General features: G+C 57.0%; 19 protein-coding genes. 11 read left to right on the top strand and 8 right to left on the bottom strand.

The genetic code is table 11. The features are described from left to right. The first annotated feature begins 125 nt into the window (after positions 1 to 125). Complete coding sequence (gene pyrC, locus GOW48_RS01965) at positions 126 to 1,163, top strand: dihydroorotase (RefSeq protein ID WP_170750959.1); 1,038 nt, start codon at positions 126 to 128, stop codon at positions 1,161 to 1,163. On the opposite strand, the gene GOW48_RS01960 is transcribed toward pyrC, so the two are convergent. Together GOW48_RS01960 and GOW48_RS01955 are read right to left on the bottom strand one after the other, a co-directional pair. Next, positions 1,160 to 2,455, bottom strand: a complete 1,296-nt coding sequence (locus GOW48_RS01960) for an MmgE/PrpD family protein (protein ID WP_170750957.1) — start codon at positions 2,453 to 2,455, stop codon at positions 1,160 to 1,162. The genes pyrC and GOW48_RS01960 overlap by 4 nt on opposite strands. Positions 2,456 to 2,493: 38 nt before the next feature. Beyond that, on the bottom strand, positions 2,494 to 2,940 hold the full coding sequence (locus GOW48_RS01955; protein ID WP_170750955.1) for a type II toxin-antitoxin system RatA family toxin: 447 nt from the start codon (positions 2,938 to 2,940) through the stop codon (positions 2,494 to 2,496). A gap of 73 nt (positions 2,941 to 3,013) precedes the next feature. On the opposite strand from GOW48_RS01955, the gene hpt reads away from it, so the two are divergent. Both hpt and GOW48_RS01945 read left to right on the top strand, forming a co-directional pair. Beyond that, positions 3,014 to 3,556 carry a hypoxanthine phosphoribosyltransferase gene (gene hpt / locus GOW48_RS01950; protein WP_170353097.1) on the top strand — a complete coding sequence of 181 codons (543 nt, stop codon included), beginning with the start codon at positions 3,014 to 3,016 and terminating at the stop codon, positions 3,554 to 3,556. 133 nt (positions 3,557 to 3,689) lie between these two features. Next, complete coding sequence (locus GOW48_RS01945) at positions 3,690 to 4,049, top strand: hypothetical protein (RefSeq protein ID WP_170353096.1); 360 nt, start codon at positions 3,690 to 3,692, stop codon at positions 4,047 to 4,049. 4 nt (positions 4,050 to 4,053) lie between these two features. Here the strand turns inward: GOW48_RS01945 and GOW48_RS01940 are convergent, their stop codons facing one another. Together GOW48_RS01940 and lipA are read right to left on the bottom strand one after the other, a co-directional pair. Continuing rightward, a complete protein-coding gene (locus GOW48_RS01940; protein ID WP_170750951.1) occupies positions 4,054 to 5,196 on the bottom strand; it encodes an amidohydrolase in 1,143 nt (380 codons plus the stop codon). Further along, positions 5,193 to 6,143 carry a lipoyl synthase gene (gene lipA / locus GOW48_RS01935; RefSeq protein WP_170353094.1) on the bottom strand — a complete coding sequence of 317 codons (951 nt, stop codon included), beginning with the start codon at positions 6,141 to 6,143 and terminating at the stop codon, positions 5,193 to 5,195. Before lipA ends, GOW48_RS01940 begins: the two co-directional genes overlap by 4 nt. 264 nt (positions 6,144 to 6,407) lie before the next feature. On the opposite strand from lipA, the gene GOW48_RS01930 reads away from it, so the two are divergent. After that, the gene (locus GOW48_RS01930; RefSeq protein WP_170750950.1) at positions 6,408 to 6,956 is read left to right on the top strand and encodes a peroxiredoxin; all 549 of its coding nucleotides are present in this window, start codon (positions 6,408 to 6,410) and stop codon (positions 6,954 to 6,956) included. 48 nt (positions 6,957 to 7,004) lie between these two features. On the opposite strand, the gene GOW48_RS01925 is transcribed toward GOW48_RS01930, so the two are convergent. Both GOW48_RS01925 and GOW48_RS01920 read right to left on the bottom strand, forming a co-directional pair. Beyond that, on the bottom strand, positions 7,005 to 7,928 hold the full coding sequence (locus GOW48_RS01925; RefSeq protein ID WP_170353092.1) for a hydrogen peroxide-inducible genes activator: 924 nt from the start codon (positions 7,926 to 7,928) through the stop codon (positions 7,005 to 7,007). Between the two features lie 49 nt (positions 7,929 to 7,977). Beyond that, complete coding sequence (locus GOW48_RS01920; protein ID WP_170750948.1) at positions 7,978 to 9,084, bottom strand: DUF6456 domain-containing protein; 1,107 nt, start codon at positions 9,082 to 9,084, stop codon at positions 7,978 to 7,980. 242 nt (positions 9,085 to 9,326) lie between these two features. Here GOW48_RS01920 and GOW48_RS01915 point away from each other — a divergent pair, with 242 nt between their 5' ends. Further along, entirely contained in the window at positions 9,327 to 9,626 is a 300-nt protein-coding gene (locus GOW48_RS01915) for a DUF6477 family protein (RefSeq protein ID WP_170750946.1), read from the top strand. Here the strand turns inward: GOW48_RS01915 and GOW48_RS01910 are convergent, their stop codons facing one another. Further along, the gene (locus GOW48_RS01910) at positions 9,627 to 11,171 is read right to left on the bottom strand and encodes a trimethylamine methyltransferase family protein (RefSeq protein WP_170750943.1); all 1,545 of its coding nucleotides are present in this window, start codon (positions 11,169 to 11,171) and stop codon (positions 9,627 to 9,629) included. It lies immediately after the preceding gene. 155 nt (positions 11,172 to 11,326) lie between these two features. Here GOW48_RS01910 and GOW48_RS01905 point away from each other — a divergent pair, with 155 nt between their 5' ends. Further along, on the top strand, positions 11,327 to 12,028 hold the full coding sequence (locus tag GOW48_RS01905; protein WP_170750941.1) for a DUF2270 domain-containing protein: 702 nt from the start codon (positions 11,327 to 11,329) through the stop codon (positions 12,026 to 12,028). On the opposite strand, the gene GOW48_RS01900 is transcribed toward GOW48_RS01905, so the two are convergent. After that, a complete protein-coding gene (locus GOW48_RS01900; RefSeq protein WP_170750939.1) occupies positions 12,025 to 12,471 on the bottom strand; it encodes a GNAT family N-acetyltransferase in 447 nt (148 codons plus the stop codon). The two genes, GOW48_RS01905 and GOW48_RS01900, sit on opposite strands and share 4 nt — an antisense overlap. Before the next feature lie 81 nt (positions 12,472 to 12,552). On the opposite strand from GOW48_RS01900, the gene guaA reads away from it, so the two are divergent. The 5 genes from guaA (at position 12,553) to GOW48_RS01875 (ending at position 18,293) form a co-directional block, all read left to right on the top strand. Beyond that, on the top strand, positions 12,553 to 14,112 hold the full coding sequence (guaA, locus tag GOW48_RS01895; RefSeq protein WP_170750937.1) for a glutamine-hydrolyzing GMP synthase: 1,560 nt from the start codon (positions 12,553 to 12,555) through the stop codon (positions 14,110 to 14,112). Positions 14,113 to 14,210: 98 nt separating this feature from the next. Continuing rightward, the gene (locus GOW48_RS01890; protein WP_170353085.1) at positions 14,211 to 15,116 is read left to right on the top strand and encodes a DMT family transporter; all 906 of its coding nucleotides are present in this window, start codon (positions 14,211 to 14,213) and stop codon (positions 15,114 to 15,116) included. 128 nt (positions 15,117 to 15,244) lie between these two features. Further along, positions 15,245 to 16,375: an OmpP1/FadL family transporter gene (locus tag GOW48_RS01885; RefSeq protein ID WP_170750935.1), complete on the top strand. Its 1,131-nt coding sequence runs from the start codon at positions 15,245 to 15,247 to the stop codon at positions 16,373 to 16,375. A 99-nt stretch (positions 16,376 to 16,474) separates the two neighbouring features. Then, on the top strand, positions 16,475 to 17,371 hold the full coding sequence (locus GOW48_RS01880) for a DMT family transporter (protein WP_170750933.1): 897 nt from the start codon (positions 16,475 to 16,477) through the stop codon (positions 17,369 to 17,371). Positions 17,372 to 17,420: 49 nt separating this feature from the next. Continuing rightward, positions 17,421 to 18,293: an ATPase gene (locus tag GOW48_RS01875; protein ID WP_170750931.1), complete on the top strand. Its 873-nt coding sequence runs from the start codon at positions 17,421 to 17,423 to the stop codon at positions 18,291 to 18,293. Positions 18,294 to 18,311 lie beyond the last annotated feature (18 nt).

Below are 18,311 nucleotides of genomic sequence, written 5' to 3'. Positions count from 1 at the left end.
CACGACGGCGGGCGCGCGTCAAGGCCGGGGCTTTGCAAGGAGTTACGACGTTCGGGCATGTTGACAAGGGGCAGCCGTGCATTCGGGGCCTTTCACGGCTGCGCGCACTGTGCTAGCCGGGGGCCATGACCGATACCCTGACGATCCGCCGCCCCGACGACTGGCACCTGCATCTGCGCGATGGCGCGATGCTTGAGGCCGTCCTGCCCGAAACCGCGCGTCATTTCGCCCGCGCGATCATCATGCCGAACCTCGTGCCGCCCGTGGTGCGCGGCGATCAGGCCGCCGCCTATCGCGACCGCATTCTGGCCGCCTTGCCCGAAGGCATGACGTTTGAGCCGCTGATGACCCTCTATCTGACCGAGGACACGGATGCCGAAGACGTCGCCGCAGCCCAAGCCAGCGGGCTGATCAAAGCGTGCAAGCTGTATCCGGCTGGGGCCACGACCAATTCGGCCTCGGGCGTGAGGGATTTCGGCAAGATACGCCCGGTGCTGGAAAAGATGGCCGAGATTGGCCTGCCCATGTGTGTGCATGGCGAGGTCACGGATGCGGATATCGACATTTTCGACCGCGAGGCCATGTTCATCGACCGTGTTCTGGACCCGATCCGAAAGTCGACCCCCGGCTTGCGCGTGGTGATGGAGCATATCACCACCGCGAACGGCGTGGACTATGTCAAAGCCAATGACACTGATCTGGGCGCGACGATCACGGCGCATCACCTGATCATCAACCGCAATCATATTCTGGTCGGCGGGATCAAGCCGCATTACTACTGCCTGCCCGTCGCCAAGCGCGAGGAACACCGGCTGGCACTTTTGGCTGCTGCGACCTCGGGTAATGCAAGGTTCTTTTTGGGCACCGACAGCGCGCCGCATACGGATGCGAACAAGGAAATGGCCTGTGGCTGTGCCGGGTGCTTCACCGCGACGAACACGATGTCACTAGTGGCCGAGATGTTCGACCGTGAAGGGGCGTTGGACAAGTTGGAAGGGTTTACCTCGCTCAATGGCCCCGGCTTCTATGGCCTGCCGGTGAATGAGGACACGATCACACTGACCAAGGGCGAACCGGTCGTGTATCCCGAAAAAATCGACTCTGGTGACGGGCCTGTCACGGTGTTCGACCCAGGATTCCCGCTGCATTGGCGAGTGGACTAATCCGCTAGCAATGCCGCCAGATCGCGGGCGCGGCCTCCGGTGCGCAGCATCGACCAGATCGCGTCCGCCTCGTCACCTCCGATCAGCTTGGCAGCCTTGCCACGCACCCGATCCTCACGCTCGGACAGAGGCATTGGGGCCAGTAAGTCATGGCTGGCCTCTTTCCGCGCGCCGTCGCGGCGCAGCAGAGTCAGGTGGGCTTGCGTCTCGGAAAGCGTTTCATCCTCCTCGACCGTGACGCGGTCGCGCAGCGATGTCAGGCGCGGATCGGCGCAGGTTTTCTCGGAATAGTTGGCGGGCAAGGCGGTGTCATATCCCAGCGCCTGCATCGCAATCACTGTCCGATATGAGAACTTTGCGCCCAGCCCGGTGGACGGAGATATCTGATTGCACACGCTCATCCAGCGCGGATGTGTCTTGACTGTGATCTCAGCCACTTCGGGTTCTGCAATGTCCAAAGCGCGCGCGGCCTCAAGTGCCGCGTGCAGACCGTGGCAGCAGGCGTGGAACTTGTGGCTGACGGATTCAAACAGCCAGTCCTCGCCCAATCCGTCCAGCGCAGTTTGTGCGTCACCTTGCCCCTGATGCGTAGCCCCGAACCCATGGGGGCCCTCTAGCGCATCCGCGTTAGGGTCGAACCCTTTGGCGATCAGCAGCGCGGCCTCGACCCCGGTCGAGGCGGCAAGCCCGGCGTTATAGGGTTTACCCATTGTCCCGAACTGCGCCTTGAGTCCTGCCGCACGTGTGGCCGTCAGACCCAGAACCTTGCGCATCTGACCCTCATCGAACCGAAGGATTCGGCCCGCTGCGACAGCTGCCCCAAATGCCCCGGCAGTCGCGGTCTGATGAAACCCGGCCTGATAATGGTCGCGCCCCAACCAGAGACCCAAACGGATTGAGACCTCCATCCCCACCAAAGCCGCCTCGAGGACATCTACCAGAATGCGGTCATCCCACTCGCCGACCGCAAGGGCCGCAGGCAGAATAGCCACGGACGGATGCCCGATATGGGCGAAATGGGTGTCGTCATAATCCAGCGCATGGGACACCGTCCCGTTGACCAGTGCCGCACCTCGCAAGGGCGCGGCCCTACCGCCGAACAGATGCGCCTGTGCTGCGCCGCCCTCGTCAAGAACCAGCGCGCGTACGGATTTCGAAACGGGCTCATCTTCTCCAGCCCGCCCTACGGCCAGCCAATCCAAAACGGACAAAGACGTTACAATCCGAGCCTGCTGCGACGTGGATACGGGACTGGCCGCGAACCCGGCCAAGGCGTTGGTAAAATCACTCATGCGGCGCAGTCTAGCGTGCGCCGGGGATGGGTAAAGCCTCAGCCGTACAAATCTGCGGCGCGGGCCTCGAAGGCTTTGACCACTCGCTGCATGGCCTCGTTGAACACGACGCCGATGATGCCCTGCAGGATGGCATTCTTGAACTCGAAATCCACATGAAAAGAGATGTTGCAGCCCCCATCAGCCGCGTCTTCGAACTGCCAGTCGGATTTCATATATTTGAACGGCCCGTCCAGGTACTCGGTGTCGATCCGGCGATCCTCGGCGTGTAGCGTCACACGGCTGCCGAACCGTTCGCGGAACACTTTGAAGGAAATCACAAGATCGGCCTCTAGCACCTGGGCCTCGCCCGCCGCATAAGTGCGCCTGATCCGGGCCGCCGCGCACCACGGCAAAAACTGCGGATACTTCGCCACATCTGCGACAAGGTCATACATCTGCTGAGCGGTATACGGCAGGTGACGTGTCTCGGAATGGGTCGGCATGGCGGTCCGCTATTTGCAGGTGACAATGGCGCGTCATGTCGTATGTTGCGCGCCAAAGATCAAGGGGGCAGTGATGACAGACCGCGCATATGTGATAGATGAGATGATCTCGGCCAAGGCCATCGCCGCCCGGATCGAAGAACTTTGCCGCGAGATCACGCAGGAATTCGGCAACACCGACAAGTTGGTTGTTGTGGGTCTGTTGCGCGGCAGTTTTGTGTTCATCGCAGATCTGGTGCGCGAGCTGGATCTGCCAATTGAGGTGGATTTCCTTGAGGCGTCCTCGTACGGCGACTCGATGGAGAGCAGCCGTGAAGTACGCATTCTCAAGGACTTGCGCGGCGCAATTGAAGGACGCGATGTGCTGGTCGTCGAAGATATCGTCGATACTGGCCATACCCTGAACCACGTGACCAAACTGTTGCGCAGCCGTAAACCCGCGCGGCTGAAATCCATCGCCTTGCTCGACAAGCCCAGCAGGCGCGAGGTCGATTTCCGCTCAGACTGGATCGGGTTTGAAATACCTGATGAGTTTGTCGTGGGCTACGGCATCGACTACGCGCAGCGCAATCGCAACCTGCCGTTTATCGGTAAGGTTCGATTTGTCGAAGACTGAGCGGCCTTCTGACCTATCCATCTTGTGCAAGTAGCAGTGGTTAAGCTTCCTAAAAATTCATCTATCGGAATATTATTGGACATTTCTCCCAGCAAGAGACTACCATTCGAGTACTTTGGGAGGTTTTATACATATGAAAACACTGTCTATTGGGATTCTGGCGGCTTTCGCGCTAGGCGCAACAGTTGGAATTGCGGATGCAAAAGACAACAAAGGCAAAGGTAAAGGCCCCGACAAGTCGAAAATTGAAAAGTCGCTAAAAACAAATAAAGGCGTCGGTGTACCGCCCGGACAAATCAAGCGCTATACACGAGGTCAGAAAATCCCTAATGACTTGGATTTTGACTATCTTGACGATCTGGATGGTTGGAAGTTGAAACCCCTGCCCGCCGGTCAGAGGTATATCCGCGTAGACGACGAAATCCTGTCGATATCCGATGACACAAAGACAGTTATTGATGCCGTTGGAATCGTCGGTGATCTTGTAAACTGAGGGCTCAGCCTACAAGAGATCGAATTACCGCACTGAATACATCTACCCCTACAGGGATCAGCGCATCCGGAAAATCATAGTCCGGGTTGTGCAATTGCGGGTGCGCTTGTCCGGCACCCAGCCAAAACATCGCCGCCGCGGCGCTTTTGCCAAACTGGCCGAAGTCCTCGGAAAATTTCTGGGGTTCTGTCGTAAAAGTACAAGGAACGCCGAGCGCGGCGCAGGCCTCAGCTACAGTGGCTACAGCCTGCGCGTTGTTTGTGCAGGCCTCGAACACGTCCTCATAGGTGATTTCAACCGCAAGACCCTGGGTTTCTGCGGTTTGAGTGACAAGCCCTTCGGCTTCGGCGATCAGGTTCTGCATCCGAGCGTCGGATACGGTACGCAGCGTCACCCACAGCTCGGCCGCACCCGGGGCTACGCCGAACGTGCGTTCGCCCAGTCGGGCGTGGGTCACAGTGGTCAGGACGAAATCGGCATTTAGTGCGCCGCCCGATCCCAAACCTGCCAGTTGCGGAATCAAAGACGCAAGCGCTTTTGCCGGAGAGACTCCATCCTGCGGTTCCGCTGCGTGCGAGGTCTTACCCTTTAGCACCACTCTCATCCCGCGTGACGCACAGTTGGCAGGGCCTGCACACAGCAAAACCTCACCCAGCGAAAGGCCGGGTAGATTGTGCAACGAAAATACATGGTCCGGCTCGATGGGCGCGAACTGGGGATCAGCGCGAAAGGCTACGGCGCCCTGCCCGGTCTCCTCGGCGGGTTGAAAGATCAGAACCACGCGGCCCTTTTGCGGGCGGGCTTTCGCCAGATGATCCGCTACGCCCAAAACCATGACCATATGGCCATCATGTCCACAAAGATGCCCCCTGCCCACCACGCGCGAGGCATAGCTTGCATCCGATATTTCCTGAATCGGCAGCCCGTCCAGCTCGCACCGGATCGCCACTGTGGGCCCGGGCTGGCCGCTGTCGAATATTCCACCCACGCCATGCCCGCCGATCCCGGTCAATACCTGATCGGCATCGCGCGCGCGCAATTCATCAGCGATCCGGGCGGCCGTTTCGGTCTCCTGCCCGGACAATTCAGGATATTGATGCAATTCGTGCCGCAGCCGGGTCAGCCGGGCCAACGCCTCGGGGCTCACCCTTGTTCGAGCTTTGCCTGACGAGCGTCACGCAGGCGCGCAAAGTCGTCACCTGCGTGATAGGACGAACGCGTTAGCGGAGTCGCCGATACCATCAGGAAACCTTTACCAAAAGCAGCCTTTTCGTATGAAGCGAACTCCTCGGGCGTTACAAAGCGGTCAACACCGTGATGTTTTGGCGTCGGCTGTAGGTATTGGCCAATGGTCAGGAAATCGATATCAGCAGCGCGCATGTCATCCATGACCTGCCGAACCTCTTGCTCGCCCTCACCCAGACCGACCATGATACCGGATTTGGTGAAGATCGAGGGGTCCATCTCTTTAACCCGCTGCAACAGGCGCAGGCTGTGGAAATAGCGCGCACCGGGGCGAACTTGCGGATAGAGGCCGGGAACGGTTTCCAGATTGTGGTTAAACACATCCGGCTTGGCCTCGACCACGGTTTCCAGAACCGCAGGATCACACTTCAGAAAATCGGGGGTCAGAATCTCGATCGTGGTCTTGGGCGAGCGATGACGCACGGCGCGGATGGTCTGCGCAAAATGCTCGGCCCCACCATCGGCAAGATCATCACGATCCACCGAAGTGATAACCACGTGGTTTAGCCCCAGCTTTTGCACCGCATGGGCCACGCGGCCCGGCTCGAACGCGTCCAGTTCATCCGGGCGGCCAGTGGCGATGTTGCAGAAGGTGCAGCCACGGGTACAGATTTCGCCCATGATCATCATGGTGGCGTGGCCCTGGCTCCAGCATTCGCCGACATTGGGGCAACCCGCTTCTTCGCACACGGTGACCAAATTGTTTTCACGCATAATCTTGTGCGTTTCTGCATAGCCCTTGCCCCCTGGTGCCCGCACCCGAATCCATTTCGGTTTTTTCGGCTGCGCATTGTCCTGACGATGCGCTTTTTCGGGATGACGTTGTTCGGGGATCTTCAGATCACGCACGGCGGCTTTCCTGACTTAGGGTCACTTGAGTGGGATTTAGTACATTCCTGTGTAACAAGCTAGCCCAACCGTGCATAGCTGCCATGACCGCGCACCATGCATCCGCAGAATACTGACTGTACTGATTCAATCGATTATTGCGATATTTCAGCGTCTTCCATTAAATATCAGAAAATTCGCATCTGCGAAACCAATCGCATTGAAGCACATTTAGAACTGTTTTAAATCCGCCTAAATTCACACAGGAATCACAGGAATTTGAACATGAAGACCGGGACCGAGCTGCCGAAAGTGACCTTCCGCACCCGAGTGCGTGACGAGGACGTCGAAGGCCCCAACCCCTATCGCTGGGAAGACAAGACCACCGCAGATTACTTCGCCGGCAAGCGCGTGATCCTGTTCTCGTTGCCCGGTGCATTCACGCCAACCTGCTCGACCTACCAACTGCCCGGTTTTGAAAACGGCTTTGCCGACTTCAAGAAAAACGGCATTGATGAGATCTACTGCATGTCGGTCAATGACAGCTTTGTCATGAACAAATGGGCGCAAGATCAGGGCTTGAAGAACGTCAAGGTCGTTCCCGATGGATCGGGTGAGTTCACACGAAAGATGGGGATGCTGGTCGACAAAGACAATCTGGGATTCGGAATGCGTTCGTGGCGCTATGCGGCCATCATCACCGACGGCGTCGTCGAAGCGTGGTTCGAAGAGCCCGGACTGATGGATAACTGCCCCGAAGACCCCTATGGCGTGTCATCTCCGGAAAATCTGATGACGCATCTGGAAGCAGAGAAAGAACTAACTCTGGCCTGATCGCGACTTTGAGTACCTCTGCAAGACCCGCCCTGTTGGCGGGTCTTTTCATGTCCGCGTTGCCGAAACGATATCCGTTCCGACAGCTCGGATGACCCCGGCCAGACTGTCAAACCAGTCTTCACCCCGGGTGGAAATCCGGCGCACCAACCCTACGGTCCGGAAGGGTTGTGGTGCGCCGAAACGCTTTAAGCTTAGACCTCGCACAGCACCAATCTCAGCCTGCGCGGCCAGTTCCGGCATCAAGGTCAAACCAAATCCCTCGGCAACAAGACGCGACAATGTCGCCAGCGAAGAAGCCCCCATATTAATCAAGCCGCTGCTGCGGTCCTGACCGCAGACCTCCAGCGCTTGATCTGTCAGGCAATGCCCGTCGTCCAAAAGCATCAACTGAGTGGTTTGAAGGTCTACCGGTCGCAAAGCCTCGGTGTCGCGCTGCATGGTTTGCAACCGGCCAGCACTGCCCGCCAGTAAAAACCTGTCTTCGAACAAAGGCTGCTCGAACAACTCAGAGCCGCCCGAGGGCAGAGCCATGACCCCCGCATCAATGTCACCAGCCCGTAGCATGTCCAACAGTCGATCGGTGCGCGCCTCGCGAATCTGAACGCGCAACGAAACGTCCATCGTCCGCAATCCTGCTAAGACACCGGGTAGAATATAGGGTGCAATCGTCGGGATGATCCCGATCGACAACGAACGGTGACCGCCCGAATGATCCCGAGCAAACTGGTCGAGACGACTAGCGGCCCCCAAAACCTGCTGCGCATAGTCCAGAACATCCCGCCCCAACGGGGTTAACAGGATGTCCCGCGCTTGCCGTTCAAACAGCGGGCCGCCCAGCGTTTCCTCAAGCGTTTTGATCTGAACTGACAGGGCGGGTTGTGACACGTTGCATTTCTGCGCCGCCCTGCCGAAATTTCGCTGTTCGGCCACTGCGCTGAAATATTGAAGTTGTCGGAGTGTAAAATTCATAACCCCTGATTATCTCAATGCCCGTTTTTCGCAACCGCAAATTATAGCGCTAGCCTATCATCCGGCTCTTTTCGGCTTGGCTCTCATAGTGGCGTTTCAACCGTTGAAGTGCAATCCGCAGCACAATTTTGCCCGAGCGTGCCGACCAACCCATGCGTTTCTCGGCCAGTTCCAAACCCTCCAGGTAACAGCAGCAGCGCAGTGCAACATCGCTGAGTCCCGGCCCCAGATCGGACAGAGCCCGCTCGACCCGATCGCGCGCATCGGACGAGCCCCGCCCGTCCTTCACACCCGCGCCAAAACCGCCGCGCCCTCCTGCCGTCAGGAAATGATCCCAGTTCTGCGCGACCTGAGGACCGATCTGAGCAAGTTCAAAATCCTCACGCAGCCTCTCACCCGCCCGAACCAGTGCTTCGTCCAGAAAAGGTTTTCCGTCCCGATCCCGACGCCGCGCCAAGGCGATCAGAGGGCTTTCAGCGGCGCTGTACCGTATGCGCCGCGGACGTTCTGTCTTTGCAGCGCCCACTTGCGCAAGGGATGAGGCCGGCTGAAACGGCGCTTGTGCCTCGGCCAACCCGAAATCATTTCGGTTACGTGCCTTGTTTTCCGCCTCGGCCACAAGCTGGCTTAGCGCAGCACGACCCGAAGTCGAAATCCGATAACGTGAAATTCGTCCGGGGTTATCGCACGTGATCCAGTCCTTTAAAGCCAAGGCTTGAGCGGTTTTGCAATCCACTACAGCCGTCCGCGTGGTACCGCTGTCACCCGCATCGCGCACCACAACGGCCTTATCCATTTCTTCGGCCACGGCTAGGACTGACCCAGTTTCGCAAAGCCGCCTGAGAACGCGCATCGCCTCTCGATTGAATTTTTCCTCGGCCGCAGCAAGATCGTCTTCCTGAGCGGCCGGAAAGGTGCAACTCTGTTGAGCTGTGTCCGAAAAATGAGCTTCCGCCAGCGTCTGAAGCGCAGCATCCACCAGCGGATCGTCTCGCCGCATCTCAATCCGGCGAATTTGTCTGAGTATGGTCGACGCATGGCACCCCGCTGACCGCGCTATATCGCGGATCGACTGACCGGTTTCGGTATGCGCGAGATACCTCTGCGCCCCTTCGGGTACCCAAGCCGGAATGGTAAAAGCCACGTTATTTTCCATAGTTACTTGCCCTCGTCGACAAAACAATTCCGTTCCCAATCGCCCCCGATAAATGTGTTAACCAATTCTAACTAGAGCCGCTTTCGTTACTCGTTCGTTAACCAACAGGGACGAAAACCAGATTTGCTTCAAAATCATAAACACTCATGAAACCATCGTTCGGAGGGAATGCTGTTAAGGCAACGCCCGCTTAGGTTGTGTGACAAAGAGGGCAACTTTTACTCGGACCAAGGAACCCCGACATGCAGGACCTGACGACCATGATAGCTGCCCTTCGCCGCCCTCGTTTGCTTGCGCGGGCTGCAAAACACGGAGCGCAGGACTACGATCGAGATCGTCATCTTCAACGTCTGTTGGGCTATGGTGCACTGCCCGGATCTGGCGCGGCACTCATGCAGTTGATGGAAATGGAGAAAGATGTAAACGCGCAAAGGCTGGCCGAAGACGCCGCCTATTCTCTGGTCCGCCATCTGGACCTGTTGATCGCGTTACTGGGCGAGGCGCAGCTGTACAAGGCCAGCCGCGCCGCGCAATATAAGTGATCAGGCAAAGGCATCCGGCATAGAGGCCTTTTTCTTCTCGATATACTCATTCAGAGCGGCATGGATCGCCGGGTCGAGCTGCGGCTGCTGGTAGTTTGCCAGCAGATGTTCGACCCGCGAAGTGGCCAGTTGCCGTGTATCCCGACCGCCTTCATCTTCCCAGGTTTCGAATGGCTTGTAGTCAAGCAGTTCCGATTTCCAGAACGCGTCCTTGAAGTTGGTCTGCGTGTGGGCGCAGCCAAGGTAGTGACCACCGGGGCCCACTTCGCGGATCGCATCCATCGCCTGTGCGTTGTCGTCAAAGGCGACGCCTTTGGCCACGCCGTGCAGAACACCCAACTGGTCAGCATCCATGACGAACTTTTCAAAGTCCGCCACCAGACCACCTTCCAGCCAGCCGCAGGAATGCAGCATAAAGTTAACACCGGCCATCAGCCCCATGTTCAGCGAGTTCGCGGTTTCATATGCGGCCTGCGCGTCAGGCAGTTTCGAGCCGCAGAACGACCCTGCTGACCGGTATGGCAACCCAAGGCGTCGCGCCAACTGACCCGCACCATAGGTAACCAAAGACGCCTCAGGCGTCCCGAAGGTTGGCGCGCCCGAATTCATGTCAATCGACGACACAAACGCGCCAAAGATCGCTGGTGCGCCGGGACGGATGATCTGGCTATAGGCGACACCGGCCAGAACCTCGGCCAGAACTTGCGTCAGCGTCCCCGCTACCGAAACCGGAGCCATCGCACCGCCCACGATGAAGGGCGAAATGATGCAGGCTTGATTGTTCGCGGCGTACACCTCCAGCGAGCCCATCATCACATCGTCGAAGGTCATCGGCGAGTTGATGTTGGTCAACGAGGTCATGACGGTGTTTTCCTGCACGAACTCTTTACCGAACAGAATCTCGCACATCTCGACCGAGTCCTGCGCGCGGCTTGGATCAGTAACCGAACCCATGAAGGGTTTGTCCGACAAAGTCATGTGCGCCATCAACATATCCAGGTGGCGCTTGTTCACCGGCACATCTGTTGGTTCGCAGACCGTACCACCCGAGTGGTGCAACCACTTGGACATGTAGGCCAGTTTCACGAACTTGTTGAAATCATCCATGGTCGCATAACGACGACCACCCTGAGCATCACGCACAAATGGAGGGCCATAAACTGGTGCAAGAACCAAGTTGCGGCCGCCGACAACCACCGATTTTTCGGGGTTTCGCGCGTGCTGCGTGAATTCGCTGGGCGCGGTTTTGATCAGTTCACGCGCCAACCCTCGGGGGATACGCACACGCTCGCCATCAATGTCGGCACCGGCGTTCTTCCAGCGCTCTAGTGCAGCGGGGTTGTCGACAAAGTTGACGCCAACCTCGGCCAGAATGGTTTCAGCGTTGCTTTCGATAATTTCCAGCGCTTCCTCGTTCAGAACTTCAAAGTTCGGAATATTGCGCTCGATATACTTCGCCGTTTCGATACGAACCGCGGTACGCTCGGCCCGGCGGGCGGCCCCGCCACCGCTTCTGGCTCTGCGTCGGGTGTTTGCCTCTGTCATGAGATGATCCCGTTAAACATGTTCACGTTGGACATTGTGTTACCGGAACAGCCGGAGTCACCAGACGTGGATTACGTCGCAATAGGGGTAAAAGCGACATGATCAGCCATTCGCTTTTGTTTTGACCCAATTTCACGAATGCTCAAGATGTAAGCATGGATTCGGAAACGCCTCACGCCGCGGGCCCATCTGCGGAACGAAAAAGTCTGGACGCGGCCGAGATTGGTGCAGTTGCGCACCTATACCGCGGCGAAGTCTACCGGAGCACGATCTGGCGCACACGGCTGGACACCACGACCAACTGGGCAGTTGTCACGTTGGGCGTTGCACTGTCGATTTCTTTTTCATCGCCCGAGGCTTCGCCGCTTCCACTGGTACTTGTTGGCGTACTGATTATCCTTTTCCTGATGCTCGAAGCGCGGCGCTACCGGTATTTCAATGTTTGGCGCGCCCGGGCCAGATGGCTGGAAACCCATTTCTACGCACCACTTCTGTATGACGGCGATCTTCACATGGAAGAGAACTGGCAAAAGGTTTTGGCTCAGGACTATTTGCACCCACGCTACCACGTCAGCCTGATGATCGCGATCGGGCGGCGAATCCGAAGGAATTATCTGTGGATTTTATTGATCCAGAGCCTTGCCTTTTGCGTCAAGATTTCGGTCCATCCGACACCAGTTGAAAGTTTTCATCAGGCCCTCGATCGAGCGGATGTCGGCCCCATTCCCGGTGAGTTTCTTATTATCACAGGCATTTTCTACATACTTTGCTGGTCCCTCATCGCGATCTGGAGTTACCGGGCAGATGTCAGCCGTGCCTCTCATCGAGGTCGCGAAAAATCGGAATCGATGGGCTAATCTGCTTCAAGCGTTTTTTGCATGGCCACGGAATTTCCGCTGACTTCTGATTCAATCCAACCCAGATGCGCATAGATCGCGCGGGTATCTCGCATCAGCCGGTGCGTGCGCAATACCATCAGGGTGCATCCGGCTTCGCGCGCTTCGGCTTCGGCCCGGGCAAGCAGCTTTCCGGCAATTCCCTGCCCTTGCGCCTTTGGTGACACGGCCAGATTGAAAACCTTCATCTCGGCGCCATGCCGTGCAAAAATGATCACCCCCGCCAATCGGTCATCTGAAACGGCAATAACCACCCTATTGTCAGCGATATCCTGATCAATACCCGCAGTCACATCCGGTAAATCGGTAAGGTATTCACGCGCGCTTAAATAAGCCGCATTTATGCAATCAGTGATCGCCGTGGCGTCTTTCTGAGTCGCGTTCGCGAAACGAATGGCAGTCATTGATCCAATCTCCCTCTCGTATCTGGTCAGAAACACCTCATAACGCTTGCACATAGCCGCCGCGCGACCTAAGAGCCAACCATGAGCCAGACATCCCATGACCGCCTATTGATCATCGACTTCGGCAGCCAGGTAACGCAGCTTATCGCCCGTCGCCTGCGCGAGCTTAACGTCTACTGCGAAATCCACCCCTACCAGAATGTTACTATGGACTTTGTGCGCCAGATGGCACCCAAGGCTGTAATCTTCTCAGGCGGACCGGACAGCGTCACACGCGAGGGCTCACCCCGCGCCCCGCAAGAAATTTTCGACTATGGCGTGCCGATCCTTGGCATCTGCTACGGCCAGCAAGTGATGATGCACCAACTGGGTGGCAAGGTCGAAAGCGGCCACGGTACTGCCGAATTCGGTCGTGCCTTCGTCACTCCCAAGGGTCAGCTGGACATTCTGGACGGTTGGTTCGCCGAGGGTGACGAGCAGGTCTGGATGAGCCATGGCGATCACGTCAGTGAAATCGCTCCGGGGTTTGAGGTGTTCGGGACGTCTCCAAATGCGCCCTTTGCCATCACCGCCGACAGCGCGCGCCATTTCTATGCAGTACAGTTCCACCCCGAGGTGCACCACACCCCCAAAGGTGCGAAACTGTATGAGAATTTCGTCAAACTGGCCGGGTTCAGCGGCGACTGGACCATGGGCGCCTATCGCGAGCAGATGATCGAACAAATCCGCGAACAGGTGGGCGACAAGAAAGTCATTTGCGGTCTGTCCGGCGGCGTCGACAGCTCGGTCGCTGCGATCCTGATCCACGAGGCGATCGGCGACCAGTTGACCTGTGTGTTCGTCGACCATGGGTTGCTGCGCAAGAACGAGGCCGAGGAAGTCGTCGGCATGTTCCGCGACAACTATAACATCCAGCTAATCCACGCCGATGAAAGCGAGCTGTTCCTTGGTGAGCTGGAAGGCCAGTCCGACCCCGAGACCAAACGCAAGATCATCGGCAAGCTGTTCATCGACGTGTTCCAGAAACACGCCGACACCATCGACGGGGCCGAGTTCCTGGCACAAGGTACGCTCTACCCGGATGTCATTGAATCGGTGTCCTTTTCTGGCGGCCCCTCGGTCACGATCAAGTCGCACCACAATGTCGGCGGCCTGCCCGAGAAAATGGGCCTGAAGCTGGTTGAACCCCTGCGCGAACTGTTCAAGGACGAGGTCCGCGCTTTGGGCCGCGAACTGGGCCTGCCTCAGAGTTTCATCGGTCGTCACCCCTTCCCCGGCCCCGGCCTGGCGATCCGCTGCCCTGGCGAAATCACCCGCGAAAAGCTGGAAATTCTACGCGAGGCAGATGCCGTCTATATCGACCAAATTCGTAAACATGGCCTTTACGACGAGATTTGGCAGGCCTTCGTGGCGATCCTGCCCGTGCGCACCGTGGGTGTAATGGGTGACGGGCGCACTTATGACTATGCCTGCGCCCTGCGGGCTGTGACCTCTGTCGATGGAATGACCGCAGATTATTATCCCTTCACCCATGAATTCCTGGGCGAGACGGCCACGCGGATCATCAACGAGGTCAAGGGGATCAACAGATGCACTTATGACATCACCTCGAAGCCTCCGGGCACAATCGAGTGGGAATGACGCAAAAAGCCGGGCCATCGCCCGGCTTTTTTGTTTCTGCGCGACGGATTTCCGGTTACGTATCAGAACAATACACATCAGAGTTAACAGGGCCTTGCATGGAAACTTCCAGACCGCAAATCGGCAAGGCCGCTTTATGGATGCTCGGTGCAATCGCTTCGTTTTCCTCAATGGCGGTAGCCGGACGCGAGCTGAGCGTGACGCATGACACGTTCGAAATCATGTTCTACCGCAGCATTGTCGGCATCTTGGTGGTCGGCCTTGTTCTTACGGCAACCGGCAGTTGGCATCAGGTCTCAACGCACAGGCTGGGGCTGCACGGCGTTCGGAACGTGTTGCATTTCACCGGGCAAAATCTGTGGTTCTACGCCGTTTCGGTAGTTCCGCTGGCGCAAGTGTTTGCACTGGAATTTACGCAGCCCATCTGGGTGATCCTGTTGTCCCCGCTCCTGCTGGGTGAGCGTTTGACCACAATTCGCGTCCTGTCGGCCCTGATCGGGTTCCTCGGTATCCTCATTGTGGCGCGTCCGGGGGCCGTTCCCCTCAGCGCGGGCGTAGTGGCCGCCGCCATGTCTGCGATCTTCTTTGCCCTGACGACGATCTCGACAAAAAAACTGACCCAATTCGCAAGCATCGGGTGCATTATGTTCTGGCTGACTGTTATTCAGGCCGGCCTCGGGTTTGCCGCTTCTGCATTCGATGGCCAGATCACTTTGCCGACATTATCAACCGCCCCTTTCCTGCTGCTCGTCGGGCTGGCTGGGTTGCTTGCGCATTTCTGTATTACGAACGCTCTGGCGATTGCTCCGGCCACAGTTGTGGTGCCTTTCGACTTCGCCAGACTGCCGACAATCGCGATTGTCGGGGTGATTCTCTACCAAGAACCACTGGATCACTGGACGCTTTTAGGGGCCGTTGTGATCTTTGCAGGTATCTTTCTGAACGTTCACGCCGAAAATCGTAACAGTTTAGCAACAGTTCCTCGCGACACTCAGCGCAAGTAACGCACCGTCACCAGTTGACGCTAAAATGAACCCCGAGTGAATATTGAGCATCATAAGTAAACACCACACTGCGCGCACTCACATCACAGCACTGCGCAGCATACAGGAAAGTATAAGGGAGGAATTTCATGAAAAAGGCGCTTCTACAGGCGTGCGCTTTGTGCGTTGGCGCGACTGGCGTGCATGCTGCAGGACTTGATCGCAGCGGTCAGGGCATCAACCTGATTTTCGAAGACGGTTCGGTGGTCCAGGCGCGCCTGGGTTACGCAAACCCAGATATCAGCGGTGAGCAGAATGGTGTGGATTCCGGAAACGTCGGTGAAAGCTTTTTCTCTCCGGGTCTGGGCTACAAACGGGCCCTGACGGATAAATTGGATTTTGCTCTTATCTACGACCAACCTTTTGGCGCAGACGTTGAATATCCATCGAACTACCCGCTCTCTCAGAACCCATTGGCGCAGTTTGGTGGTCGAACTGATGTTCTGCGTGCAGAAGCCGATGTTGATGCCATCACCGCCGTCCTGCGTTACAAAGTTGGAAACGGTTTCAGCGCGCTTGGTGGTATCCGAGGTCAGCGAATTGATGCAAACGTAGCTGTTCCCGCCGTCTTGGGTTACGAGGTGGATTTCGACAACACTACGGACTTTGGATATCTGGTAGGTGTTGCTTGGGAGCGTCCTGAAATTGCCGCGCGTGTTTCTTTGGTCTACAATTCTAAGATCACCCACGACATAGGCACTACTGAATCTTTCAATGCGTTGGGACCGACAGGTGTTGTTCTCCTGACCGAGGACTCAACAACCAGAGTCGAGACGCCTCAGTCCATCAACTTGGATTTCCAAACCGGCGTTGCACCTAAAACTCTGGTCTTCGGCTCCGTGCGTTGGGTTGATTGGCCGCAGGCTGACGTTTCGCCTCAGGCGTTCACAGCGCTGCCGCCCAACAGTGATCCACTTGTGAGCTTTGCTGACGAAACGTTCACATACACGCTGGGTGTGGGCTATCAGTTCTCGGATGAATTCTCCGGAGCATTCTCCTTGGGCTATGAAAGAGACACAGGCTCCGAGGTGTCCAACCTGGGCCCGACCAACGGTTTCTGGAGCGTCGGCGTCGGTGGCACCTACTCGATTGAGAAAGCTCAGATCTCGGGCGGTATTCGCTACACTGATATCGGCGACGCGACCACAACCACTGGCGGCGAGTTCAGCGGAAACTCGGCCTGGAGCGTCGGTCTGCAGCTGACCTACGCGCTGGACTAATCAGATTAATCCAAACCATTCAAAGGCCCCGCCCAATCGGTGGGGCTTTTTCGCATGTTTCGGGTCGCCTCCAGCCTTGGCGATATGAGAAACAAACATATGGCTGATCAAAAACATCTCTCTGGCCGCGCATGGGCCGAGCTTTTACTTCTGGGGCTGATCTGGGGTGCATCCTTTTTGGCGATCCGCATCGCTTTGGACACAATCCCTGTGATGACTTCTGTTCTGCATCGTGTGTTCTGGGCGATGCTAGCTTTGTGGCTAATAGTCTGGGCAAAACAACAAAGCGTCCCGACCGACCTGCGTACATGGGGTGCGTTTCTTGTCATGGGGCTGCTGAATAACGCTATCCCATTCACCCTTATGGCATGGGGTCAGTTGTATATCGACACCGGGCTGACCTCGATCCTCAACGCGGCCACGGCGGTTTTCGGTGTATTGGTTGCCGCTATGCTGTTCCGGGACGAAAGGCTGACTAAAGCCCGCGCCCTTGGTGTCGGGTTAGGTTTTCTGGGTGTCACTATCGCCATTGGCTGGCGGAACTTTGCGAGCTTTAACATACAAAACGTCGCCCAACTGGCGATCATTGCCGGCGCCCTGTCATACGCTTTCGCCAGCGCATGGGCGAGAGTTGCGCTTTCGCATCTTCCCCCAACCGTTGCAGCAGCGGGGATGTTAACTGGAGCTACGGTGGTGATCCTTCCCATAACCTTGATGACCGACGGGATACCCGTGCTCAATCTGCCTGCGATAACGTGGGTCGCGATCACATATTACGCCCTGGTCGCGACCGCAGGTGCGTACCTTTTGTATTACCGCGTTCTGGCTATGGCGGGTGCAGGAAACCTGATGTTAGTAACACTTGTCATTCCGCCCATCGCCATTCTGCTGGGCAGTGTCCTGAGGGACGAAGCCCTTCCGGTACAAGCATATCTAGGTTTTGCGGTTCTCGGGCTTGGGCTGCTAATACTTAACCGATCCGCTGCGCGCGATTGACGCCGCCGCTGCCCCGAATTAGCAAGGTCGAAAAAAGGGATAGCGGTCGATGATCTACAATTCGGCGAAAGAGTGGCGGGACGCAGAGCGGAAGAAAGTGCTTTTCTTCGGCATGTCAGGGCTTGGCAAAACCTATGTCTCGAATGTCCTGAGGGATTCTGGAGACTGGTTTCACTACTCGATCGATTATCGCATCGGCACACGCTACATGGGCGAATACATTATCGATAACGCCAAAGCCCAAGCCATGAAGGTCCCTTTTCTGCGCGATCTTCTGTTGTCGGATTCGATTTACATTGGCTCGAATATCTCGTTCGAAAACCTGACCCCTGTTGCCGCTTACCTGGGCAAGCCGGGCAATCCTGCGCTCGGCGGGTTGGAGCTGTCGGAGTATCGCCGCCGACAAGAGCAGTTTCGCCTGGCCGAAATTCACGCTCTTCTGGACACCGAGTATTTCATTGATCGTGCCAAGCGCCTGTACCAATATCCGCATTTCATTTGCGACACGGGCGGTTCTATTTGCGAGTGGGTTGATCCCGATGATGCGCGCGATCCGGTCTTGTCGGAATTGTCGCGCCAGACATTGATGATCTGGTTAAAAGGCGATGAGGATCACACCGCCGAGTTGGTCCGCAGGTTTGACAAAGCCCCTAAACCGATGTCCTACCAGCCAGAGTTCCTGACACGAGTTTGGGAGGAATATCTTGCAGAACAAGGCTGCAGCGCGACCGAGGTCGATCCAGATGCTTTTGTTCGGTGGACCTATGCGCGCGCGTTAGCGCATCGGCAACCGCGCTATCAGGCGATGGCCGACAATTGGGGCGTGACGGTCACTGCAAATGATATGCACAGCGTTCGTGACGCGGGTGATTTCGATGAGTTGATCGAACGTACCCTTGAGACCCGCGCTAACCACGCTTAATTACCGCTTCTACACTGT

The organism is Ruegeria lacuscaerulensis (assembly GCF_013033355.1).
GTDB lineage: Bacteria > Pseudomonadota > Alphaproteobacteria > Rhodobacterales > Rhodobacteraceae > Ruegeria > Ruegeria lacuscaerulensis_A.
The sequence above is the reverse complement of the archived record's forward strand: the minus strand, read 5'-3'. Positions and strand labels throughout refer to the sequence as shown.